Genomic DNA, 23,250 nt, shown 5'->3' with positions numbered 1-23,250 from the left:
GATGACCGCTCACCCTTTCGCAGATGGCAGGGGTTTGTGGAGAGTTGGAGGGGGTCAGATGTTGCCATGGCGGACTTCCGCCACCGCTGCTGATGCGCCATCAGGGACAAAAGGTGAATACGTGGCGCCAGTGGCCCGTGGTGCCGACGCGTCATGGGGCGCGTCGGCCTGGCGCGGCCGTCGCGCCTCGTCACCCGTGCCGCCGGCCCGGGTCAGCCCCATTCGCCGAGTTTCGGGGTATTCGGGGTGGAAGAACCGGGAAAGACCGGCTGAAGGTACTCCTTGTACAGTCCTTCCCACTTCGATTCCTTGGCGCCGTCCCTTTCGAGGATCTTCCACAGGGCGTCCCGCACCTCCTTCTGCAGAAGGTCCTCGCCGGGTTTCATCGCGATTCCGTAACCCGTCGCTCCACCGTCGAATTCATCGGGCAACTTCCTGGTGGCTTCGTTCTCGTCGGCGTAGCCGGCGACGATGGCATCGTCCGTGACGACCGCGTACACCTTGGTGCTGTCGCTCAGCAGTTCCTGGACGCACTCCTCGTAGCTGGGCGGGAAGCGCTTCTCCGCGATGAGCCCTTTTTCTTCGATGTACTTCATGTACGTCGAACCGTTCGCCGTACAGACCTCGACATCGGGGTCGTTGGTCTGCAGATCGCGCAGACCCTTGATCTTCCGGTGCGCCTTGTCACGCACCAGCAGCCCTCCCAGGGGCTTGAAATAGGGGCCCACGAACGCCACTCCGTCAGCCGCAGCCCGTTCGGGACCTCCGCTGTAGGTGGCGAGGGTGATGTCCACGCGGTCGCTGTCCCGCGTGAGTTTGGCCCGGTTGTCGGACGTCACCCGTACGAATTCGATCTCGTCCCTGTCGTACCCCATGAGTGTGCCGATGAGCCGGGCCAGGGCGGGCTCGAATCCCTTGTACTCTCCGCCCTCCTTCTTGCTCAGTGCGGGTTGGTCCGCCTTGACGCCGACCTTCAGCACGGAGTGCGTGTCCCGGTACCTCTCCGGCTTCCCGTCCTTCTCCGACACGGCGTCGTTCTTCTCACCGGAATCGCTCAACTGCGCGCGGACGAACCACACTCCGCCCAGGAGCAGTGCCGTGCAGAGCACGGACACCGGTACCTTCCACCGGTCCCACCCCTTGCGGCCGGTGGCCGCCCCGGGGAGGGGGACCGCGTTCGCACCGGTGCCGGGCTCCTGCAGGGCCGGGGCCGGAGCCGGGGCCGGGGGCTGCCGGCCGTCAGGCGTGTCCAGGGAGGGGAAGTCCCGGGTGACCTCCTGGAGCATCGCCTCCGCCCGGGCGGCGTCCGGGCGTTGCCGGGGGTCCTTCTGCAGCAGTGCCGTGATCAGCGCGGTGAGCGGACCGGCGAACCGCGGCGGCGGCATCGGCGACTCGCGTACGGCGATCAGGATCTCGATGCTGCCGTGACCGTCGAAGGGACGCCTGCCCTCCACCATTTCGTACAGGGTGATCCCCAGCGCCCACAGGTCGGACGCCGGTGTGGCCGGGTGGGGCTGCTCGGCGCTGCGGCTGAGCAGTTCGGGCGCGAGGTACTGGACGGTGCCGATGATCTCGTGCGACCGGGTCACCTGCACGGCGCCCTCGAAGGTGGAGATCCCGAAATCCATGAGGAGGGCGCGCCCGTCGGAACGGAACAGGATGTTGTGCGGCTTCACATCGCGGTGCAGCACCCCGGCCTCGTGCACGGCGGCCAGCCCGCGCAGCACCTGGAGGCCGATCCGGGCGGCGTGCGGCACGGAGAGCTGCTGCTGCTCGCGCAGCAGGTCGGCCAGGGAGCGCGAATTGAGGAGCTCCATCACGATCCAGACCTGCTGGCCGTCCTCGATCACGTCGTGGACGGCGACCACGTTCTGGTGGCCGATCCTGGCGATCGCCTGGGCCTCACGGCGGGGCCGGCTCACCCACTGCGTCTGGGCGCCGGGGGTCGCGGCGCCGGGAGTGAGCAGCCCCTTCACGGCCACTTTCCGGTCCAGGCTCGTGTCGAGAGCCTCCCAGACCACTCCCATCCCGCCGTGTCCGAGACGGCGCAGCAGTCTGTACCGGCCGGCGATCACCGTGCCCGGCCCGTCGCCCCTGCCCTCACCGGTCGTGCCCTGGCTGTGCATCCAACCCCCCTGTGTACGCCGGTACCACAGGGTCACAGTAGCCATTTCGCCGGGTGCGAAGCGCGAATCGAGGGGCGGGATACGGTCAGGCTTCCGCCGCCCCGCGAGCGGGTCCCGCACGGGGGAGCGGGGCCGGGCCGGTGGTCTGCCCCCGGCCCGGCCCCGCCCACCGGTCAGGCCCCGGCCGCCCCCGCGTCGCAGCTCTGCGCCCGCAGCGCCCGCGCCAGGTCGTCCCGGGACTCCAGCACCAGCCGGCGCAGCGCCGGAGCCGCGTCCGCGTGGTCGGCCAGCCAGGCGTCCGTCGCCGCCAGCGTCGACGGGTCGTCCTGGAGCGACGGGAACAGGCCCCGCACCACGGCCATCCCGATCTGGATCGACCGGTCGGCCCAGACCTGCTCGATCGCCTCGAAGTACCGGCTCGCGTACGGAGCCAGCAGCTTCCGCTGCGAGGACTGTTCGAAGCCCGCGATCGTTGCCTCCACCAGGGCGTTGGAGAGTGCCGCCGACTCCACGACGTCCGCCCAGGCGGCCGCCTTCACCTCGGCGGACGGCCGGGAGGCCAGGCACCGCACCTGGTGGCGCTCACCGGACGCGGTGTCGTCGCGGGCCAGTTCGGCCGCGATCGCCGCCGCGTCGGCCACCCCGTGCGCGGCCAGCGGGGACAGGAACGCCCACCGCAGCTCCTGGTCGACGTCGAGCCCGTCGATCCGCGCCGAACCGTCCAGCAGCCCGGTCAGCAGCTGGAAGTCGGCGTCCGACCCGGCGACCGACGCGAAGAACCGCGCCCACGCCAGCTGGTGCTCACTGCCCGGCTCGGCGATCCGCAGCTCCCGCAGCGCCCCCTCGGACAGCGCCCGGCCGCCCTCCTCGCGCCAGGCGGGCGCCGCGTACTGCACCAGCGCGGTCCGGGTCCAGGTGTGCAGCATCTGGAGCACCCCGATGTCGGACTCCCGGCCCGCGAAGGCCAGCACCAGCGCGACGAAGTCGCGGGCCGGCATCAGTCCGTCCCGGGTCAGGTTCCACAGCGCCGACCAGCACAGCGCCCGCGCGAGCGGGTCCGTGATGTCGCCCAGGTGCTCCCGCAGCGTGGCCAGCGACGCCTCGTCGAAGCGGACCTTGCAGTACGTGAGGTCGTCGTCGTTGACCAGGATCAGCTCGGGCCGCTCGGCCCCCGCCAGCTCCTCGATCACCGTGCGCGCCCCCGCCACGTCCGCCTCGGCGCGCGCGTACCGCACCAGGTTCCCGTCGACGGCGCGGCGGTACAGCCCGACCGCGACCCGGTGCGGCCGCAGCTCCGGGTGGGACTCGGCCGCCTCCTGGATCACCGCCAGCTCCGTGATCCGGTCGGCGGCGTCGTACGTCACCACCGGGGTCAGCGCGTTGACGCCCGCGGTCTGGAGCCACGCCCGCGACCAGGCGGTCATGTCCCGGCCGGAGGTCTCGGCCAGCACGGACAGCAGGTCGCCCAGCCGGGTGTTGCCGTAGGCGTGCTTCTTGAAGTAGCGCCGGGCGCCCTCCAGGAACGCGTCCCGCCCCACGTACGCCACCAGCTGCTTCAGCACCGAGGCGCCCTTGGCGTAGGTGATGCCGTCGAAGTTGAGCTTGGCGTCCTCCAGGTCACGGATGTCGGCGGTGATCGGGTGGGTGGACGGCAGCTGGTCGGCGCGGTACGCCCAGGACTTCCGGTTGTTGGCGAAGGTGATCCAGCCGTCCTTGAACCGGGTCGACTCCACCATGGAGAACGCCCCCATGAAGTCGGCGAAGGACTCCTTCAGCCACAGGTCGTCCCACCACTGCATGGTGACGAGGTCGCCGAACCACATGTGCGCCATCTCGTGCAGGATGACGTTGGCCCGGCTCTCGTACGCCGCCCGCGTCACCTTGCCGCGGAAGATGTACTCCTCGCGGAACGTGACACAGCCCGGGTTCTCCATCGCGCCCAGGTTGTACTCCGGCACGAAGGCCTGGTCGTACTTGCCGAACGGGTACGGGTAGTCGAAGTTGTCGTGGAAGAAGTCCAGGCCCTGCTTGGTGATCAGGAAGATGTCGTCCGCGTCGAAGTGCCGGGCCAGTCCCTTGCGGCACAGCGCGCCGAGCGGGATCTCCAGCGTGCTGCCGTCCTCGAACGTGCGGCTGTAGGAGTCCGTCACGTAGTGGTACGGACCGGCCACGACCGCCGTGATGTACGTGGAGATCGGCTTCGTCTCGGCGAACCGCCAGACGCCGCCCTCCCGGGACTCCTCCGCCCCGTTGCTCCAGACCGTCCAGCCCTCGGGCGCCGTCACCCGGAAGCGGTAGGGGGCCTTGAGGTCGGGCTGCTCGAAGTTGGCGAAGACGCGCCGGGCGTCGGCCGGTTCGTACTGCGTGTAGAGGTAGACCTCGCCGTCCTCCGGGTCGACGAAGCGGTGCAGCCCCTCACCGGTCCGGCTGTACGCGCACTGCGCGTCGACCACCAGGGTGTTCTCGCCCTCGGGCAGCCCGTCCAGCGCCACCCGGGTGCCGTCGAAGACGGCCGCGGCGTCGAGCTCCCGCCCGTTCAGGGTCACCGCGTTCACGGACGGCGCCACCAGGTCCGCGAAGGTCGAGGCCCCCGCGCGCGCGTTGCGGAACCGGATCGTCGTCACCGAGCGGAAGGTGAGCGGACCGGCGTCCTCGCCCCCGTCGGGACCGCCGACGGCGGAACGCAGATCGAGCTCGACCTCGTAACCGTCGACGCTCAGCAGCTCGGCCCGCTCGCGGGCCTCGTCACGGGACAGGTTCTCACCGGGCACGGGCACACTCCTTTGTGTCACGTTCGAATACTTTGATCCTCCCATGCCGGTACCGGGCCCGGCCCGGGGGAATGACCGGTGCGTCCCGCGGTGTTTCCGCGCACGGATGTGATCACGCTTCATGAACCGTTCCCGCGCATCACGCCTACGCCCGCGCACACGCTTACGAGGAGAGACGATGTCCGACACCACCGCGGCGACCGCGACCGGCAAGACCCCCGTCGACTTCTGGTTCGACCCGCTCTGCCCCTGGGCCTGGATGACCTCCCGCTGGATGCTGGAGGTGGAGAAGGTCCGGGACGTCGAGGTCCGCTGGCACGTGATGAGCCTGTCGGTGCTCAACGAGGACCGGATCGACGAACTGCCCGAGGAGTACCGCGAGCTGCTGGAGAAGGGCTGGGGCCCGGTCCGGGTCGTCGTCGCCGCCCAGCAGAAGCACGGCGACGACGTCGTCGGCCCGCTCTACACCGCGCTCGGCACCCGCTTCCACAACCAGGGCGAGGGCGCCACCCCCGAGGCGGTCGTGGGCGCCCTCCGGGACGTCGGCCTCCCCGTCGAACTGGCGGAGTTCGCGGACTCCGACGTCTACGACACCGAACTGCGCGCCTCCCACAAGGAGGGCATCGACAAGGTCGGCCAGGACGTCGGCACCCCGGTCATCGCCGTTCCCGGCGCGGACGGCGAGCAGATCGCCTTCTTCGGCCCGGTCGTCACCCCCGCCCCGAAGGGCGAGGCGGCGGCGCGGCTGTGGGACGGCACGCTGCTGGTGGCGTCGACCCCCGGCTTCTACGAGATCAAGCGGACCCGCACCGAGGGCCCGGTCTTCGACTGATCCCGCCGGGCGGCGTCGGCCGCCGCCCGGACACGGCGCGGTGCGGGACCGGGCGGGCCCCGGCCCCGCACCGCGCTCACCCCGTTCCCGCCGCCCCTCGCGCCGAGGGGCGGGGCAGGGGGACCGTGGTCCGGGCCGCCCGGCGCCCGGCCGCGGACAGGGCCAGGGTCACCGCCAACGAGGCCCCCGCCATCGCCGTCATCGCCGCGGCCGGGGAGGTCCACTGGGCGAGGCTCCCCGCCAGCGCCGCCGCGACGCCCTGAAGAGTGAGCATCCCCGAGGAGTGCAGGCCCAGCGCCTGCCCGGTGAACTCGTCCGGGGTGAGCTCCATCAGCCGTTCCTGGTACAGCAGGCTCGCCGCGAAACCCACCGAGGCCAGAGCCGCCAGGGCGGACGCCACGGGCAGCGCCGGACGCACCACGAAGAGCAGGTACGGGAAGGCCAGCAGCAACTGCAACGGCGTGGCCAGCCGGCCCCGCCAGGCCCGGCCGGAGACGAACCGGCCCGCCACCGTGTCCCCGACGAGCATCCCCAGCGCCGCACAGGCGAAGAGCAGCCCGGCATGGGCGGGCGCGTACGGCACGAACAGCGACTCGCAGCCGACGACCAGCCCGTTCGGCACCCAGAGCGCGAGATAGGTCCGGCGGCGCGGCCCCGACGACCACAGCACGGCGTTGATCCGCCAGGTCTCGGCGGGCGTCGGCCGCCCCGAGGCGCGCGGCGGCCGACGCGCCAGCCCGAACCGGGCGACCGCCGCCCCCGCCAGGTACAGGGCGGCGGCGACCAGCAGCGCCCCGCGCGCGGAGACCGCCGCCACCAGCAGCCCGCCGAGCGCGAAGCCGCCGATCTGGGTGAGCCCGGTGCACATGTTCAGCACGGAACGCCCCAGCAGATAACCGTCCTTGGGCAGCACCTCGTTCAGCAGCCCGTACCGCACACCACCGCCCACCGCGGCGACCACCCCCTGGCCCAGGATGATCGCGAAGGCCGCCGGGAGCGGCAGCCCGGGAACGGCGAGCACGGCGGTAGCCAGGGCGAAGACGAGGGACAGGCCGGTCGTCGCGGCCCGGGGCGGCAGCCGGTCCGCCGCCGACATCAGCAGCGCCGCACCGATCACCTGGGCGAGCGAGGAACCGAACATGGAAACGGCGGCCAGCAGCGGTGACGCGGTCGCGGCGTAGACCAGGGTGGCGAGGGCCAGCCCGCTCATCGTCGTCGCGGCCACCTGCACGGCGCCGACCGCGAAGAGCGGACCGAACTGCGGCGTGCGGAAGAGTTCCCGATAGGTGCGCATACGGGGAGTCTCGGAGGGAGCACGCGCCGGGCGTTACTGTTTCGCGCGGTGGCGAAACGTGCGGGTGGCCGCCTCGACGACGAGCGGGGAGGCGCGGGCGTCCATGGGCCTGTGGCGGATCGATACGGACACCCTGGCCGGAAGCCGGTTCGTCGTCTCACCGCTCGCCGAGACCATCGCCGCCGTGCACGCCCTGGAGCGGGGGCGGCCCGCGCACCCCGGCGAACGGGCCTGGCTCGGCGCCCATCTGCCCGCCTACCGCGCCCGGCAGGCGGCCGACCCGGTCGCGGCCCGCCTCGTACCGGCCGGGCTCGGCGGCAACTGGAACGCGGACTTCCTCACCCCCACCCCGCGGGGCGAGGGCACCCCCGGCTTCGCGGAGGAGCTGGCCCCGGTCAGGGCGACCACCCCCGGGCGCGCCCGCGCCGACCTGCTGGTCTCGCTGGGCGGCGGCCCCCTCCCCCCGCTCCTGGACCGTGACGACCTGGCGCAGCGCGCTGCCGACGTCCTGGAGTGGGTCTGGCACCGCACCGTGCTGCCGGACTGGCCGCGCCGCCGCCGGATCATCGAGGCGGACATCGTCGCCCGCACCGGCCAGCTCAGCCAGGGCGGCTGGGCCGCCGCCCTGAGCGGGCTGCGCCCCGGGACGCGATGGCTGGGCGACGGCCGGCTGCGGATCAACGCGCACGACTACCCGACGAAGCAACTCTCGGGCGTACGGCTGCTGTTCGTCCCGGTCACCCAGCACGCGGGCTGGGTCTCCTGGGACGACGACGCCGAACGGTACGCGGTGGTCTACCCCTGCTCCGGCACCCTGGCCCACCCGGACCGGGCGCGGGTGCCGGACAGCCTCGCCCGCCTCCTCGGCCCCGCCCGCGCCACGGTCCTGGTCCTCCTCGCCACCCCGAAGAGCACCACTCAGCTCGTGGCACTGACCGGCCAGGGCCTCGGCTCGGTCGGCCGCCATCTCCGGATCCTCCTGGACAGCGGTCTGACCGCCCGCCGCCGGGTGGGCCGTTCGGTCCTCTACTTCCGCACGGAGACCGGCGACGCCCTGGTCTCCGCCCAACGCGCCCCCTGACGGGCCGCCCTCCTGCGGTACCCCCTGCGGTCGGCGGCCCGCACGGCTACGGTGGGTCCGTATGACCCACACCGACACCGAGATCACGGCGGAACTCGTCCGCGACCTGCTGCGCGACCAGCACCCCGACCTGGCCGACCGCCCGGTGCGGCTCGGTGCGCGGGGCTGGGACAACCAGCTGTGGCGGCTCGGGGACGACCTCGCGGTACGGCTGCCCTGGGCCACGGAGTCCGCGGACGAGCTGCTGCTCAAGGAGCACGCCTGGATGCCCGTCCTCGCCCCGGGCCTTCCCCTGCCGGTTCCCGTGCCGCAGCGCCTCGGGAAGCCGTCCGCGCGGTACCCCCGGCCCTGGATCGTCACCACCTGGGTGCCGGGCACCCCCGCCGACCTCGCCCCGGCCACCGGCGACGCGTCGGCCGACGCACTGGCGGCGTTCCTGACCGCCCTCCACCGGCCCGCCCCCGCGACGGCACCGGCCGGCCGCACCCGGGGCGGACCGCTGACCGAGTGGGACGGACACTTCACCGGGCTGCTGGACTCGGCGGCCGGGCGGGGGCTGGTCCCCGACCCCGGGGCCGTCCGGTCCGTCTGGGACGACGCCCTCGCCGCACCCGGCTGGGACGGGCCGCCGCTGTGGATCCACGGCGACCTGCACGCGGCCAACGTCCTCACCGAACACGGCACCCTCTGCGGCGTCATCGACTTCGGCGACCTCTGCGCCGGCGACCCGGCCTACGATCTCGCCGCCGCGTGGACCCTGCTGCCCGACGGCGCGGCCGACCGCTTCTTCGCCGCCTACGGACCGGCCGTGGATCCGGCGACCCTGCTCCGGGCCCGGGGCATCACGGCGCACCGCGCCCTGGTCTGCATCGACATCGGGGACGCCGGTACGCACGGCCGCCCCGGCGGCAAACCCACCTGGGGCCCGCCCGGCCAGGACGCGCTGCGACGCCTCGTCGCGACGGCGGCCGACTTCCGGACGGCGCCGGAGCGGCCGCCGGCCCGGTCCGCGGTGGAGTGAGGGCCGGGGCCCCACGCGCCGCGGTCGGCTACGCGTCGAACCGTGCGACGACCTCGACCGCGTCCCCGACCCGGATCGTGCCCTCGCGCACCACCGCGTTCTTCGCGCCGAAGCTGACCTTGTTCCGGTACTCCGGTTCACGCCGGTACGTCGAGAGGGTCCGGATCGGCTCCGGGCCCGCGCGGTGACCGGTCGACTGGTCGACCATCGGGACGGCGCAGCGCATCGCCCGCACCGAGTGGGCGAGTTCGACGTCACCGATGGTCATCCGGCGCACCCGGTCCTCGAAGTGCGGGGTGTCGTCGCCGGTCAGGACGATGTTGGGGCGGAAGCGGTTCATCGGGACCGGTTCGGCGTCGCCCCGGGCGACGATCCGGTCGTTGAGGTGGTCCAGGGAGGCCGTCGAGGCGACCAGTACCGCGTGGGCGTCGGCGAAGTTGACCTTGCCGGGGGTGTCGCCCCAGCCGTCGCGGTCGAAGCCGGGGGGCACCCGCACCAGACGGGAGCCGGCGCCGAGCACGTCGGAGAACCACTCCGCGACCGCGTCTCCCTGGTCCACCGCCGTACCGAGCGGGCGGTCGAACATGCTGACCTCGCGGCGCGGGCCGTCCCGGTCCACCTCCAGGCGCAGCGCCCCGGCCCCTTCGGCCGACAGGGCCAGCGCCGTCCCGCCGTCCAGGACCTCGACCCGGACGGCGGCCATGGCGGGGTGGGTGCGCTGGCTGCGGAAGGCGCCGTCCGTCGCGTCCACCACCATGAAGGTCCGGTCGTGCTCCAGGCCGGTGCCGAGGACCGGCGCCGAGTCGACGACGGTTCCCGCGCAGCCCTTGACCGGGTAGTACACCAGCTCGCGAACGGTGATCATGGTGCGATGCCCTCCGGGGCGGCCGCTTCGAGCGCGTCGACGCTGCCGGACATGATGGTGCGGATGTGCCGGGTGAGGTGATCGAGGGGCCAGTCCCACCAGGCGACGGCGAGCAGCCTGGCGATGGTCTCCTCGTCGTAGCGGGTCCGTATGAGACGGGCCGGGTTCCCGCCGACGATGCCGTAGTCGGGCACGTCGGAGGTGACGACGGAACCGGCGCCGATGATCGCGCCGTGCCCGATCCGCACGCCGGGCATCACCATCGAGCCGTAGCCGAACCAGACGTCGTTGCCGACCACCGTGTCGCCGCGCGAGGGCAGCCCGGTCAGCAGGTCGAAGTGGTCGGTCCAGGAGCCGCCCATCGACGGGAACGGGAACGTGGACGGGCCGTCCATCCGGTGGTTGGCGCCGTTCATGAGGAACCGTGTGCCCGTCCCCAGCGCGCAGAACTTCCCGATGACGAGCTTCTCCGGGCCGTAGTGGTACAGCACGTTGCGGGTCTCGAACCCGGTGGCGTCGTCCGGGTCGTCGTAGTACGAGAAGTCCCCGACCTCGATCAGTTCCGACTTCACCAGGGGCTTCAGCAGGACGACCCTGGGCTGTCCCGGCATCGGGTGCAGCGCGGTGGGATCGGCGTGATCAGGGCTCATGGCGCCCATCATCGCATCCACCTCGCGTGAGGTAAGTTCCTCTTGGGAACTCACTGATCCGCGAGAGAGGGCAGTCATGACGGACGCGCGATGGGCCGAGGTGGACGGCTACTTCAACGGCCTGCTGGTGGGACCGGACGAGGTTCTGGACGCGGCGGTGGCGGCGAGCGAGGCGGCGGGGCTTCCGGCGATCCAGGTCGCCGCCAACCAGGGCAAGCTGCTGAACCTGCTGACCCGGTTGCAGGGGGCGCGCAGGGTGCTGGAGATCGGCACCCTCGGCGGCTACAGCACCATCTGGCTGGCCCGTGCGCTGCCGGAGGGCGGCAAGGTCGTCACGCTGGAGGCCGACCCGGCGTACGCGGAGGTGGCCCGGGCCAACGTCGGGCGGGCCGGTCTCGGGCAGGTCGTCGAGGTCCGGGTGGGCCGCGCCCTGGACACGCTGCCGGAGCTGGCCGCTGAGGAACCGGAGCCGTTCGACGTCGTGTTCATCGACGCCGACAAGCCGAGCAACCCCGAGTACCTGGCCTGGTCGCTGAAGCTGACCCGGCCCGGGAGCCTGATCGTCGCGGACAACGTCGTACGCGACGGCGAGGTGGCCGACGCCACCAGCGACGACCCGAAGGTGCGGGGCGTCCGCCGGTTCACCGAACTCGTCGCGGCCGAACCGAGGCTGAGCGCGACCGCGCTCCAGACCGTCGGCGAGAAGGGCTACGACGGCCTGATGATGGCACTGGTCACCGGCTGAACACCCTCTGGCATGCTGATGCCTGTTTTCACAGGTGGTTCACGTGAAGGGCACACGACTCACCTGAACCGCATGGTTCTTGGACAGAGGGGTGCGTCGGGGTGGGGACGAGAGGAAGGGCGGCGGCCGCGGTGCTGTGCGCCGCCGTACTGGCCGGAGGGCTGGCGGGCTGCGGCGGATCGGACGGGGCGGACGGGTCCGGGGGCGGTGCCCCGTCCTCGGCGCCCGCCATGAGCGACACGCAGCGGATGAACGAGTCGCTCAAGCTGTTCAAGGGGTACCGGACGTTCCGGGTGAAGGGTGAGTACCGGAGCGAGATGTCGGTCCGCGCCGACCTGCGTGTCGACCGGCGCGGGAGGTGCGTCGGCACGTTCCGGACCACGGGATCCGCCGAGATCATCGTCATCGGCTCCCGCACCTGGATACGTGAGGGCGAGGATCTCCGCCAGGAGAACCGCGCGTTCGCGAGGAACTTCCTGCCGGAGAAGCTGGCCGCCTTCGACAAGGCGCTCGCGAAGACCCGGGGGAAGTACATCGAGTACCGGACCCGGGACATGGGGGACGGGGGCGTCATGGCCCTCTGCCACCCGGACAAGGCCATGGAATCGGTGCCGGAAAAGGTCCACGGCGCCAAGAGGATGGGGAACCCGCGCACCCAGTACGGCGTGCGGACCGTTCAGCTCACCCACGGTTCCGGTACCGGCGAAGTGTCGGTGCACGTGGCGGAGAAGGGCGGGAACGAGCCCCGCGGCATCGAGTTCACCGCCGACGGCAACCCGGTGATCCTCGAACTCGGCGAGTACGACAAGCAGGTGGACGTGAAGCCGCCGTCACCCTCGAAGGTCGTGCACGCTAAGGACGTCCCGGATCTGGACCTGATCTCGGCCCTGCCCGACGACTGAGCGGGCCCGGAGCGCCGCCGGGCCCGCCCGGAATCCCTTCGACATCGGCGGGGGGAGCGGCCACGATCGAGCGTATGAGTTCGTATGTGAGTGACCCGATTCGTGCAGGTGTGCAGAGGCTGCCGGGAGGGCGGCTGCTGGGGTGGGCCGAGTGGGGGCCCGAGGGCGGGGTGCCCGTGCTGTTCTCGCCCGGGGCGGCCACCAGTCGGCACCTCGGGTTCGGCGCCGGTACCGTGGACCGGCTCGGGGTGCGGCTGGTGGCCGTCGACCGGCCGGGTCTGGGCGCCTCCTCGCCCGCTCCGGGCCGTACGTTCGGTGACTTCGCCGAGGACGTCCGGGCGTTCGCCGCCCTGCGGGGCCTCGGGCAACGGCCGCTGATGGCCGGGAATTCGCAGGGGGCGCCGTTCGCGCTGGCGTGCGCCGCGGCCGGGGTGGTCGGGGCGCTCGCAGTGGTCTCCGGAGCGGACGAGGTCGCCGACCCGGGCTTCGCCGACGCGCTCCCGGCGGAGCTGCGGCGCCTGGTGGACCTGGCCGTCACCGACCCGGCCGCCGCCGAAGGGGTCTTCGCCGGGTTCACCGCACAGGCGATGCTGGACATGGTCATGTCCAGCAGCCCGGAGTGCGACCTCGCGGTCTACCGGGAGCCCGCGTTCGCCGCCGCGTACCGGCGCGCCCTCGACGAGGCGTTCGCGCAGGGAGCCGAGGGGTACGCCCGGGACACCGTGCTGGCCATGGGGCGCTGGGGGATCGGGCTGTCGGACATCGCCGTACCCGTCGACCTCTGGTACGGCGCCGAGGACACCGGCCACTCGCCCGACCAGGGGCTCCGGCTGACCGCCCGCATCCCGGGCGCGGTCCGGCACCTGGTGCCGGAGGCCGGCGGGGCGGTGCTCTGGACCCATGCCGAGCAGGTGCTGAGCACCCTCCTGGCCCACGCCGCCCCCGCCCCCTGATCCGCGGAACGCGACAGAAGGGCCCCCGCCTGTCACGTCCAGGCGGGGGCCCTCCCTCCATCCGCCTGCCGGGTGAAGGTTGAGAAGACGATCACGAGGCAGGACGATTCACGCGCCGCCCGGTCAGGGGGCGAGCAGCAGCACGTCGGCGCGCTCCTTGGCGGCCGCGTAACGCTTGGCCACGTCCTGCCAGTTGACGACGGCCCACATCGCGTCGATGAAGTCGACCTTCTGGTTCTTGTACTGGAGGTAGAAGGCGTGCTCCCAGGCGTCGAAGACCAGGATCGGGGTGGAGCCCTGGCCCACGTTGCCCTGGTGGTCGTAGACCTGCTCGACGATCAGCTTGCCGCTGACCGGCTCGTACGCGAGGACGCCCCAGCCGGAACCCTGCGTGGTGGCCGCGGCCTTCGTCAGCTGGGCCTTGAAGCCGGCGAACGAGCCGAAGGACTCGGTGATCGCGTCCGCCAAGTCACCGACGCCGTCCGCCGCGAGCGGCTCGCCACCGCCGTCGCCGGTCATGTTGTGCCAGTAGATCGAGTGCAGGATGTGGCCGGAGAGGTGGAACGCCAGGTTCTTCTGGAGCCCGTTGATCGACCCCCAGGAACCCTTGTCGCGCGCCTCCTCCAGCTGCTCCAGGGTGTCGTTCGCGCCCTTCACGTACGCGGCGTGGTGCTTGTCGTGGTGGAGCTCGATGATCTGCGGATTGATGACCGGTTCGAGCGCCGCGTAGTCGTACGGGAGTTCCGGGAGCGTGTACGTGGCCATGTGATCGAACCCTCCAGCTGCTTACCTGTGGTTATTGCAACCTATATGCAAGAGCATCCTAAGGGTAGGAGGGTTCCGCCCGTGATCAGTCCTTCGGCCTAGTCCGGGCTTCGACGAGATCCGGGGAAGCCCGAGGCCGCGAACGCCTTCCACGGTGCCGTCTACGCCACCGCCGATGCCGACAGCGTCATCCTCGACGCCCGCACGGGCAAGGGCCGCGGCCTCTGCGACAACGCGAGCACGTACATGGTCAACGAGTACGCCGCGGTGGGCATCGACATGAACGTGTACCCCGCGACCGGATGAGCTGGTACCACCGGTCGACCTGCGGCCGGTGCGCCGTTGCGGCCTCGGGCTCCTCCCGGCAGCGGCATCAACGCCAATCTCGGATCTTGAGTCCAGTGAGGCGGTCGAGACCCTTGTGGCGGTTCGCGTTTTCTCCGGGATCCGGACGCCGTCGAAAGACGACGAGGCGGTCGGGATGCTGGCGGCCGCGCTGACGGTTGTGCCGGAGGCGGGCCCGCACCTGACGGTGGTGCAGACGGCGACGGCGTGCTGCACACCCGATGGGAGGGAACTGGTTGTCGAAGACGGTCGGTTCCGGGCCCTGCACGTCATGATCGTGCCGTGCGCAGGCAGGGCTTCGCCCCGGCCGTTCCCCCGGTCGGGCCGGGTTCCTGTGCTGCCGCAGGGCATGATGTTCTCAGGCACCAGCAGAGGCGGAATCTGATGACGAGCGCACCGGACTACGGGCAGGGCATCGATACCGAGCGCGCCCTCAAGTACGCCATCCAGCACATCCGCGGGGACCGCGTCCAGATCATCGAGGGGATCATCGAGCCCGTGTCACCGACCTGGGACCACGAACGCGCCGCGAAGGTGATTCGCCGACAGATCGAGGACCGGGTCGATGAACTCGGCTGCGTCGAAGGCTCCGGGAACCTCGACCTTCCAGGAACATCGAACTGGTACGTCCCGGACATCGCCGTCGTCCCGGAAACCCTCGCGAAGGGCGCCGGCGCACTTCTCCCCGACCAGACACTCCTCGTCGTCGAAGTCACCTCGGAGTCGAACGCTGAAACCGACCGGGTCGTGAAGCGGCGCCGGTACGCCGAGTACGGAGCCCCGCTCTACCTCCTCGTCGACCGCGTCGAGGGCAGCATCACCCTGTACTCCGAGCCCGGCCGCCTCGGCTACACCCGCGTCGACGGCCCCCACCCCTTCGGCACGACCATCCACCTGCCCGCACCGTTCGACCTGGACCTCGATACCACCAGGCTCTTTCCGGCCTGACGGCCCCGCACGCCCCACCACATGGGCCGAAGACCACCACGCCCACGCCTGACGCCGGCGCCAGCCCTGTGTGGGACTGAGGGCGTTCGAAGTCGGGGCGGCCGTTGTCGTCCGGTGCGGTGATCTCCCCGCCCGACACCGCCGACCGGCCATCGAGCGCGGCGGCCAGGCCTCGTAGGTTCGGGGGAGGCGGCGGTGCTTTCTTGCCCGCCTGGTGCTCTCCCGCAACACCCTGGACGCTCCCGTGACGCTGACTCGGCGGAAGCAACTTTCGCGCTGAAACCCGCGTCTGCCAGGGGGAAAGGGGCCGAACCCCAGTATCCCCATGCATGAACGGAGCTTTCGGTGCTCATAGGACTGCTCGCCGCCGTGGCAGCATCGATCTGCTATGGCACGGGCTCCGTCCTGCAGGCCGTCGGATCACGGAAGTCAGCCCGCCGGGAGGCCGTCGCGGGCAGCGTGACCCAGCACGGTGGCCCGAGCCTGTCGTCCACTGCGAAGGCGGCGATGACCTGGGAGTTCATCGTCGGAACCATCCTGGACTTCGTCGGCTTCGGGCTCGGCGTACTGGCGGCGCGCCTCCTGCCGCTGTTCCTGTCGCAGACCGTGATCAGCGCCAACCTGGTGATCACGGCGTTGCTGAGCATCAAGCTCCTCGGTCTCCGCCTCAACCGCGCCGAGTGGACCTCGATCGCGGTGGTCTGCTCCGCGCTGGTCCTCCTCGCGACGGCGGCGGGCCCGGAAGGCACCGGCGACACCCCGATCTCCACGCACTGGTGGCTGCTGGGGATCTCGCTGCTCCTGATCGTGGGCGGCACCGTGGTCGTACGCCTGCTGGGGGCGCGCGCCGCGATCCTGGCCGGCCTGCTGTCCGGGCTGGGCTTCGGCGCCCTCGGTGTCGGGGTGCGCGTGCTGAACGGCGTCGACCCCTTCGATCCGGTGGCACTGCTCTGCGACCCGGCGTTCTACGCGATCCTGGTGGGAGGCATCGGCGGCATGTACCTGCACACGGTCGCCCTGCAGGTCGGCTCGGTCAACGGCGCCACCGCCGCGCTGGTCGTCGGCGAGACCGTCCTGCCGGGCATCATCGGCGTGCTGTGGCTCGGCGACGCCTCCCGTCCCGGTTTCGCCTGGGCGGCGATCACCGGATTCGTGCTCGCGGTATCGGGCGCGGTGGCAGTGGCCTGGTTCGGGTCCCCGACAGGGCACGACAGCGACCTGGGACAGCACCCGTGACACCCGCCAAGGACGCCCCGGACCTCCGCAGGGGCCTGCCCCGGCACCGGATGCGCCGAATCTTCCCCGCCTGGACCCGTACCGGGGTTTGGTGGCCGGACCGTGATCGGGCGGCCTGCGGCCGGGGGACGGCGGGACTCGTAAGGCCGTCCGGCGGGTTCGGCCGTCGAGGTGCCCCGTGGCGGGCTGATCCAGATGCGTATGGCCGGAGACAGGTGAAGGATCGGAATGCGGCACAGTGCCTGACCTCGGAGGTTCGATATGCCGAGACCCTTGTGGGCAGGGGCCATCAGTTTCGGCCTGGTGACCATCCCGGTGAAGATCCTTTCCGCCGGCGAGGACCGCTCGGTGCGCTTCCGCCAGGTCCACCTGGAGGACATGGGCCGCGTCCGTACCCGGAAGATCTGCGAGCTCGACGGGAAGGTGCTGGAGCAGGACGAGATCGGCAAGGGGTACGAGGTCGCCCGGGACGAGATGGTGCCGATCACCGACGACGAGCTCGCCGGGATGCCGCTGCCGACCGCGAAGGCCATCGAGATCGTCGCATTCGTCGACGCCGACAGCATCGACCCCGTCCGCCTCGGTGACAGCTACTACCTGGCCGTCGACGGCCAGGTCGCCGCCAAGCCCTACACCCTCCTGCGCCGGGCACTGGAGCGCTCCGACAAGGTCGCGGTCGCGAAGCTCGCCTGGCACGGCCGCGAGCGCCTCGGGATGCTCCAGGTGCGCGAGGACGCGATCGTGCTGCACAGCATGCGCTGGCCGGACGAGATCCGCAGCCCCGACTCCCTCGCCCCGAAGCCCGTCGACCTGGACGACGACGAGATCGACCGCGCCGTCCAGCTCACCGAGACCATGACCCGGGACGACATCTCCGGCTTCCGCGACGAATACCGCGACGCCCTGGAGAACCTCATCGAGGCGAAGGCCGAGGACAGGACGCCCCCGCAGCCGGGAGAGGAAGAACGGGAGCGGCAGCCGGGGAAGGTCGTGGATCTGATGGCTGCCCTGAACGCGTCCGTGAAGGCCGCCCAGGAGGCCCGCGGGGAGCACGACGGCGCGGAGGCGACCGTGCACGAGATCCGCCCCACGAAGCCCGCCACGAAGACGAAGGCCACCGCCTCCAGGACGACGAAGCGGGCCCCGGCGAAGAAGGCCGCCCCCAAGAAGACCGCCCCCAGGAAGACCGCCGCGAAGAAGCGGCGGAACGCCTCCTGACCCCGGGTCCCGGCTCTCTTCACACCATGACCGTGCTGCCGCGCATCGAGCCCATGCTCGCCACCCCCGGCCGCCTCCCGGTGGACGACGAGCAGTGGTCGTTCGAGGTGAAGCAGGACGGTCAACGGGCGATGGCCTACCTGCCGGGCGACGGCACCGTGCTCCTGCGAGCGCGGTCCGGGGCAGACATCACCCCGGCCTACCCCGAACTCGCCGGCCTCGGCGCCGTCCTCCGCCGGCCCGCGGTCCTGGACGGCGAAGTCATCGCCCCCGACCCGGAAGGGCGCGGCGACTTCGAACTCCTCCAGTCCCGCATGGGCCTGGCCGGCTCCGCGGCGAAGGCCGCCCGCATGGCGGCCACGGTCCCCGTGCACCTGGTCCTCTTCGACGTCGTCTTCCTCGAGGCCGAGTCCTTGATACGGGAGCCGTACGCCGAGCGCCGCACCGTGCTGGAAGGCCTCGGCCTGGACGGACCGTACTGGTCGGCACCGGCAGCGATCACCGGCCACGGGGACCGGGCCCTGGAGACGACCCGCGCGGCCGGGCTCGAAGGACTGGTCGCCAAGCGCCTGACCTCTCCCTACGAGCCGGGGGTGAGGTCCAGGTCCTGGACCAAGATCCGCAACGTGCACACCATCGACGTCGTCGTCGGCGGCTGGACCCCCGGCCGGGGCAGACTCGCCGGACTCCCCGGCGCCCTCCTCGTCGGCCGGCCACAACCCGACGGCACCCTGCTCTACGCGGGCAGCGTCGGCACCGGATGGACCGACCGCGAACGCACCGCCCTCGCCGACCACCTGCACAGGACCACCACCAGCACCTGCCCCTTCCACCCCCGACCCACCGTGGCCGGAGCCCACTGGGTGGAACCCCGCCTCGTCGGCGAGATCCGCTACGCCGCCCGGACCCGAGCCGGACTCCTGCGCCACCCTTCTTGGCACCGACTACGCCCCGATCTCACCTGGCAGGACATCGCGTGACCCGGACGTCCCTCCGGCCGCTCCGGTCGTCGCCGCGCGGCCCGGGTCAGGCGCGGGCGTGGGTGCGGGCGTCGGTGAGGCGGGACAGGTGGTCCTCGTACGCCTTCGCGTAGTACGCCGACCGGGCCGGGTCCGGGGCGACGGTCCGGGTCGGGGCCGTCCACACCGCCTCGTCCAGCTCCGCCCCGAAGCGCCGGGCCGCCGCCAGCACCGCGCCCCGCGCCCCGACCTCGCCCTCCACGATCCGCACCGGCCGGCCCAGCACATCGGCGAACAGCCGCATCCAGGCGGGCGACCGGGTGCCGCCGCCGCACAGGGCGAGGGTGCCGGTGAGGCCCGCCGCCTCCAGGCAGTGCCGGGCGGCGAAACCGATGCCCTCGCAGACGGCCCGGATCAGGTCCGCCGGGGTGGTCTCCAGCGACACCCCGGTCAGTTCGGCGCGCAGCCGGGGTTCGACGAACGGGGCGCGCTCGCCGGACGGGGCGAAGTAGGGGAGCACCCGGACCCCGTTCGCGCCCGGCGGGGTGGCGGCCAGCAGCGCGTCCACCTCCGCGTGGCGTACGCCGGTGGTGGTCAGGACCCAGTCCAGGGCGGCGGTGCCGACCATCGCGGGCATGGCGCGCAGCCAGTGGCCGGGCTGGTCGGTGGAGATGTGCAGCCCGGCCGGTTCGCCGGTCAGGTCGATCCGGTCGGTGGCCGCCAGCGCGGCCAGGCAGGTGCCGACGATGAGGAGGCCGTCGCCGGGGCGGGTGACGCCCGCGCCGAGCGCACAGGCCGGCAGGTCGTACGGGCCGTTGGAGACCCGTAACCCGGAGGGGAGCGTGCCGGTGGCGACCGGGTCGCTGACCGGGGCCAGCAGGGCGGCCCGGTGGGCGAGGCCGAGCGCCTCCAGCACCTCGGGGTCGTACGCCCTGGTCACCGGGGACAGGAACGGCATCGACGCGTCGGAGACATCGGTCGCCCGCACCCCGGTGAGCCGCTGGAACACCATGTCCTTGCAGTACAGCGCGGCCTTCGCGGCGTCCAGCGCGGCCGGTTCGTGGCGGTCGAGCCAGGCCAGCACCGGGCCCGGACAGCCCGGGAACATCGCGCCGCCGGTGCGCCGGTAGACGGTCTCGAAGACCCCGTCCGCCAGCCAGCCGTCGACCAGTTCATGGGCCCGGCCGTCCATCCAGGAGATCGCCTTGCGGACCGGCAGGCCCGCCGCGTCCACCAGCCAGACGCCGTCGCCCTGGCCGGTGAGCCCGGCGAACTCCACCCCGTCGGTGGAGAGCGCGGCCAGCACCTCGCCGACCGCCCCGTACATCTCGTCCATGTCCTGTTCCACGCACCCGTCGTGGATCGCCAGCCCCACCGGGCGGGACTCCACGGCCAGGGCGCGGCCCCGCGCGTCGAAGGCCGCGGCCTTCACCACGGAGGTGCCGACGTCGATACCGATGTAGCGCGGACCGGTTCCGGTCATGGTCACAGCTCCCCTCAGAGGGCGTGGGCGAGCGGTTCGCCCCGCACGTAGCGCGCCACCTCGGCCGCCGCGATCCCGGCCGCCTTCTCCGCGACGGCCCGGCTGGCCCCGGCGACGTGCGGGGTCATCAGGAGGTGCGGGGTACGGAAGAGCCGCGATCCGGGCGGCGGCGGCTCCTGCTCGTACGTGTCCAGCGCCGCCGCCCGCAACTGTCCCGAGTCCAGCGCGTCGCACAGCGCGTCCGTGTCCAGCAGGGCGCCCCGGGCCGCGTTCACCAGCACCGCGCCGCGCGGCAGCAGCGCCAACTCCCGGGCCCCGATCAGATGCCGGGACTCCGGGGTCAGCCGGGCGTGCAGCGTGAGCACGCGCGAACGGGCCAGCAACTCCTCCAGCGAACCGGCCCGCATGCCGTGCACATCGCCCCGCACATACGGGTCGTACACCTCGACCCGCGCGCCGAACGCGGCGAGCACCCGGGCCACCCGGCTGCCCACCGCGCCGTAGCCGACCAGCCCGACCGGGGTGTCCTCCAGCTCCAGGCCGCAGTTCTCGTACGTGTAGTGGGTGGCGTCCCAGCGGCCGTCCGCGGCGAGGGCGTGGTGCGCCTCGGGGATCCGGCGCAGCGCGGCCAGCATCAGCCCGACGGTGAACTCCGCGGTCGCCGCCGCGTTGCGCCCCGGCGCGAAGCACACGTGCACGCCCCGGGCGCGGGCGGCGGCGGCGTTCACATTGACCGGGCCGCCCCGGCAGACCACGATCAGCCGGAGGTCGGGTGCGGCGGCGAGCACCCGCTCGGTGAACGGGGCCATCTGGGTCACGCACACCTCGACCCCGTCCAGGGCGGCGATCAGCGCGTCCTCGGCGTCGCTCGCCTCGGTCACCTCGGCGACGGGGCCGAAGGGTTCGAGCGGCCAGGGCAGGGTCAGCTCGTCGAGGCGGGGCTCCACGGTGAGCGGGCCCAGCGCCCGGTACAGGGCCTCGGCCAGCAGCGTATTGCGGACGAAGTGGTCACCGGCGAGCAGAATCCTCGTCACCGGGCGAACCGTCTCGGAACGGGTCATCACAGAGCGTCTCCTGTCTGGGCGTCGAAGACATGGACGTGCCGGGGATCGGCGGTGATGCGTACGGTGTCGTCCCGGTCGGGCCGTACCTCCGGGCCGACCACGACGACCAGCGGCTTCGCCACCCCGTCGAGCGACAGCGTGGTGATGCCGGATTCCAGCAGGGGTTCGTGGGCGGCGACCCGCGCCCGTGCACCAGTGTCGTCCAGGCACAGGTCCTCCGGGCGGATGCCGAGCACCACCGCGCGTCCCGCCGCGAGCCGGTGCGCCACCGGGAGGCGGACCGTGTCGGAGAGGCGTACCCCGCCGGAGCCGTCGGCGGTGCCGGGCAGCAGGTTGATCGAGGGTTCCCCGACGAAGTCGGCGACGAACAGGTTGGCCGGGGCGTCGTAGATCTCCTCGGGCGTGCCGAGCTGCTGGATCGCGCCGTCCCGCATCACCGCGATCCGGTCGGCGAGCGACAGCGCCTCCTCCTGGTCGTGCGTCACCAGGATGGCGGTGTGCCCGCTGTCGCGCTGGATGCGTTTCAGCTCGCGCCGGGTGGTGTCCCGCTGGGCGGCGTCCAGATGGGAGAGCGGCTCGTCCAGGAGGAGGACGTCGGGCTCCCGGATGAGGGCCCGGGCCAGTGCGACCCGCTGCTTCTGGCCGCTGGAGAGCCCGGCCGGGCGGGCGTCCAGCAGCTCGGTGATCCCGATGCGGGCGGCCATCTCCGCCACTCTGCGACGGATCTCCGCCCGGCCGAGGCCGCCGCGGGCGGCGAGCCCGAAGGCCAGGTTCCCGGCCACCGTCAGCGGCGGGTACAGCGCGTAGTTCTCGAACGCCACCCCGATGTTGCGCCGCCGGGCCGGGAGCCCCACCACCGACGTGCCGCCGATCAGGATGTCGCCGCCGGTCACCGGTTCCAGACCGGCGATCATCCGCAGGGTCGTGGACTTGCCGCAGCCGGACGGGCCGAGCAGCCCCAGCAGTTCGCCGGAGCCCAGCTCGACGTCGAGGCACCGGACGGCCTCGACGGCGGCCCGGCCCCGACCGGTGTAGGTCTTGCGCAGCGCGCGCAGCGCCAGCCCGGTCACGGGGCCACCACCGCCCCGGCGGCCGTCCCCGTCCGGGAGGCGGCGGCCCCGGCCACCACGCCCGGCCGGAGCCCCGGGGTGCCCGCGTCCGGCCGGCGCCTCGTCGGTTCAGTCACACGTCATCGCCGCCTCGTCGCGTCGGGGTCATCCGTCGTCGCCGCCCTCCGCGCCGGTGGAACGGCCGGTGGGGCAGACCTCGTAGGGCACCTTGTGCTCGTCCAGTTCGCGCAGCGCCCGCGGCGAGGCCCCGTCGTCGACCAGCAGCAGATCGAAGCGGGAGAGCGGGGCCAGCCGGTGCAGGGCCACCCGGCCCAGCTTCGAGTGGTCGAGCAGCAGCACGTTGCGGCTCGCCGAGTCGAGCATCGCCCGCTTCACCGAGATGATGTGCTGCTCCTGGTGGTAGGCGAAGCCGCCGGACACCGCGGAGGTGGAGGTGAAACAGACGTCGACCTGGAGCGACTGCACCGCCTCCACGCACGACACGCCGAGGAACGAGGAGTGCAGGGGGTCGAAGTCCCCGCCCAGGCCCATCAGATGGATGCCCCGCTCCTGCGACAGCAGGTTGATCGCCTCCAGGAAGTTGGTGACGACGGTCAGCGGGGTGATGGAGCGCAGCCGGCGGGCTATCTCCAGCGTCGACGTCGAGTCGTCCAGCATCACCGCCATGCCCGGCTCTATCAGCCTCAGGGCCCGCTCGGCGATGGCGGCCTTCTCGGCCCGCATCGTCTTCAGCCGGTAGGAGACGTTCGACTCGAAGACGCCGGAGGGCTGGGCGGTGACCCCGCCGCGGAACTTGCGGACGATGCCCTGGCGTTCCAGCTCGTCCAGATCGCGGTGGATGGTCATCAGGCTGACGTCGAAGCGCTCCGCCAGTTCGGCGGCGCTCACCTCGCCCTGCGCGAGGACGTACTCGGCCATGGAT

General features: G+C 72.2%; 20 protein-coding genes. 10 read left to right on the top strand and 10 right to left on the bottom strand.

All coding sequences use genetic code 11. The annotated features are described in order from the left end of the window. Positions 1–212: 212 nt before the first annotated feature. Positions 213–2,126, bottom strand: a complete 1,914-nt coding sequence (locus tag ACWC97_RS13010; RefSeq protein ID WP_450649131.1) for a serine/threonine-protein kinase — start codon at positions 2,124–2,126, stop codon at positions 213–215. A 173-nt stretch (positions 2,127–2,299) separates the two neighbouring features. Further along, a complete protein-coding gene (pepN, locus tag ACWC97_RS13005; protein ID WP_352275368.1) occupies positions 2,300–4,897 on the bottom strand; it encodes an aminopeptidase N in 2,598 nt (865 codons plus the stop codon). A gap of 178 nt (positions 4,898–5,075) precedes the next feature. Between pepN and ACWC97_RS13000 the strand changes: the two genes are divergently transcribed. Continuing rightward, complete coding sequence (locus ACWC97_RS13000; RefSeq protein WP_352275366.1) at positions 5,076–5,729, top strand: mycothiol-dependent nitroreductase Rv2466c family protein; 654 nt, start codon at positions 5,076–5,078, stop codon at positions 5,727–5,729. Between the two features lie 76 nt (positions 5,730–5,805). On the opposite strand, the gene ACWC97_RS12995 is transcribed toward ACWC97_RS13000, so the two are convergent. Next, positions 5,806–7,023: an MFS transporter gene (locus ACWC97_RS12995; protein ID WP_450649128.1), complete on the bottom strand. Its 1,218-nt coding sequence runs from the start codon at positions 7,021–7,023 to the stop codon at positions 5,806–5,808. 103 nt (positions 7,024–7,126) lie between these two features. Here ACWC97_RS12995 and ACWC97_RS12990 point away from each other — a divergent pair, with 103 nt between their 5' ends. Then, positions 7,127–8,104, top strand: a complete 978-nt coding sequence (locus ACWC97_RS12990) for a transcriptional regulator (protein WP_450649259.1) — start codon at positions 7,127–7,129, stop codon at positions 8,102–8,104. Between the two features lie 61 nt (positions 8,105–8,165). Beyond that, positions 8,166–9,125, top strand: coding sequence for an aminoglycoside phosphotransferase family protein (locus tag ACWC97_RS12985; RefSeq protein ID WP_450649126.1), 960 nt, complete (start codon positions 8,166–8,168; stop codon positions 9,123–9,125). Positions 9,126–9,153: 28 nt separating this feature from the next. On the opposite strand, the gene ACWC97_RS12980 is transcribed toward ACWC97_RS12985, so the two are convergent. Continuing rightward, a complete protein-coding gene (locus ACWC97_RS12980; RefSeq protein ID WP_450649124.1) occupies positions 9,154–9,990 on the bottom strand; it encodes an MOSC domain-containing protein in 837 nt (278 codons plus the stop codon). Continuing rightward, positions 9,987–10,640, bottom strand: coding sequence for a CatB-related O-acetyltransferase (locus tag ACWC97_RS12975; protein WP_352275360.1), 654 nt, complete (start codon positions 10,638–10,640; stop codon positions 9,987–9,989). Before ACWC97_RS12975 ends, ACWC97_RS12980 begins: the two co-directional genes overlap by 4 nt. Before the next feature lie 76 nt (positions 10,641–10,716). Here ACWC97_RS12975 and ACWC97_RS12970 point away from each other — a divergent pair, with 76 nt between their 5' ends. From ACWC97_RS12970 to ACWC97_RS12960, 3 genes are all read left to right on the top strand, one after another. Then, entirely contained in the window at positions 10,717–11,385 is a 669-nt protein-coding gene (locus ACWC97_RS12970) for an O-methyltransferase (protein ID WP_352275359.1), read from the top strand. Between the two features lie 101 nt (positions 11,386–11,486). Next, on the top strand, positions 11,487–12,287 hold the full coding sequence (locus ACWC97_RS12965) for a hypothetical protein (RefSeq protein WP_450649122.1): 801 nt from the start codon (positions 11,487–11,489) through the stop codon (positions 12,285–12,287). A 74-nt stretch (positions 12,288–12,361) separates the two neighbouring features. Beyond that, positions 12,362–13,240 (top strand): alpha/beta fold hydrolase, encoded by an 879-nt coding sequence (locus tag ACWC97_RS12960; protein ID WP_352275356.1) that lies wholly within the window; start codon positions 12,362–12,364, stop codon positions 13,238–13,240. Between the two features lie 123 nt (positions 13,241–13,363). Here the strand turns inward: ACWC97_RS12960 and ACWC97_RS12955 are convergent, their stop codons facing one another. Next, positions 13,364–14,005: a superoxide dismutase gene (locus tag ACWC97_RS12955; protein ID WP_352275355.1), complete on the bottom strand. Its 642-nt coding sequence runs from the start codon at positions 14,003–14,005 to the stop codon at positions 13,364–13,366. Between the two features lie 729 nt (positions 14,006–14,734). On the opposite strand from ACWC97_RS12955, the gene ACWC97_RS12950 reads away from it, so the two are divergent. The 4 genes from ACWC97_RS12950 (at position 14,735) to ACWC97_RS12935 (ending at position 18,732) form a co-directional block, all read left to right on the top strand. Then, the gene (locus ACWC97_RS12950) at positions 14,735–15,298 is read left to right on the top strand and encodes a Uma2 family endonuclease (protein WP_450649119.1); all 564 of its coding nucleotides are present in this window, start codon (positions 14,735–14,737) and stop codon (positions 15,296–15,298) included. A 345-nt stretch (positions 15,299–15,643) separates the two neighbouring features. Next, entirely contained in the window at positions 15,644–16,534 is an 891-nt protein-coding gene (locus ACWC97_RS12945) for a DMT family protein (RefSeq protein WP_352275353.1), read from the top strand. A 261-nt stretch (positions 16,535–16,795) separates the two neighbouring features. Then, positions 16,796–17,752, top strand: a complete 957-nt coding sequence (gene ku, locus ACWC97_RS12940) for a non-homologous end joining protein Ku (RefSeq protein ID WP_352275352.1) — start codon at positions 16,796–16,798, stop codon at positions 17,750–17,752. Between the two features lie 26 nt (positions 17,753–17,778). After that, a complete protein-coding gene (locus ACWC97_RS12935; protein WP_352275351.1) occupies positions 17,779–18,732 on the top strand; it encodes an ATP-dependent DNA ligase in 954 nt (317 codons plus the stop codon). Between the two features lie 46 nt (positions 18,733–18,778). Here the strand turns inward: ACWC97_RS12935 and ACWC97_RS12930 are convergent, their stop codons facing one another. The 4 genes from ACWC97_RS12930 to ACWC97_RS12915 all read right to left on the bottom strand — a co-directional run bounded on the left by ACWC97_RS12930 (position 18,779) and on the right by ACWC97_RS12915 (position 23,246). Continuing rightward, positions 18,779–20,194 (bottom strand): FGGY family carbohydrate kinase, encoded by a 1,416-nt coding sequence (locus tag ACWC97_RS12930; RefSeq protein ID WP_450649116.1) that lies wholly within the window; start codon positions 20,192–20,194, stop codon positions 18,779–18,781. Positions 20,195–20,208: 14 nt separating this feature from the next. Beyond that, positions 20,209–21,255, bottom strand: coding sequence for an NAD(P)-dependent oxidoreductase (locus ACWC97_RS12925; protein WP_352275349.1), 1,047 nt, complete (start codon positions 21,253–21,255; stop codon positions 20,209–20,211). Continuing rightward, a complete protein-coding gene (locus ACWC97_RS12920; RefSeq protein ID WP_352275348.1) occupies positions 21,255–22,328 on the bottom strand; it encodes an ABC transporter ATP-binding protein in 1,074 nt (357 codons plus the stop codon). The genes ACWC97_RS12925 and ACWC97_RS12920 overlap by 1 nt, the downstream gene beginning before the upstream one ends. A gap of 144 nt (positions 22,329–22,472) precedes the next feature. Then, the gene (locus ACWC97_RS12915) at positions 22,473–23,246 is read right to left on the bottom strand and encodes a DeoR/GlpR family DNA-binding transcription regulator (protein ID WP_385205157.1); all 774 of its coding nucleotides are present in this window, start codon (positions 23,244–23,246) and stop codon (positions 22,473–22,475) included. Between the last annotated feature and the right edge of the window lie 4 nt (positions 23,247–23,250).

Source organism: Streptomyces sp. NPDC001108 (assembly GCF_053598535.1).
The sequence above is the reverse complement of the archived record's forward strand: the minus strand, read 5'-3'. Positions and strand labels throughout refer to the sequence as shown.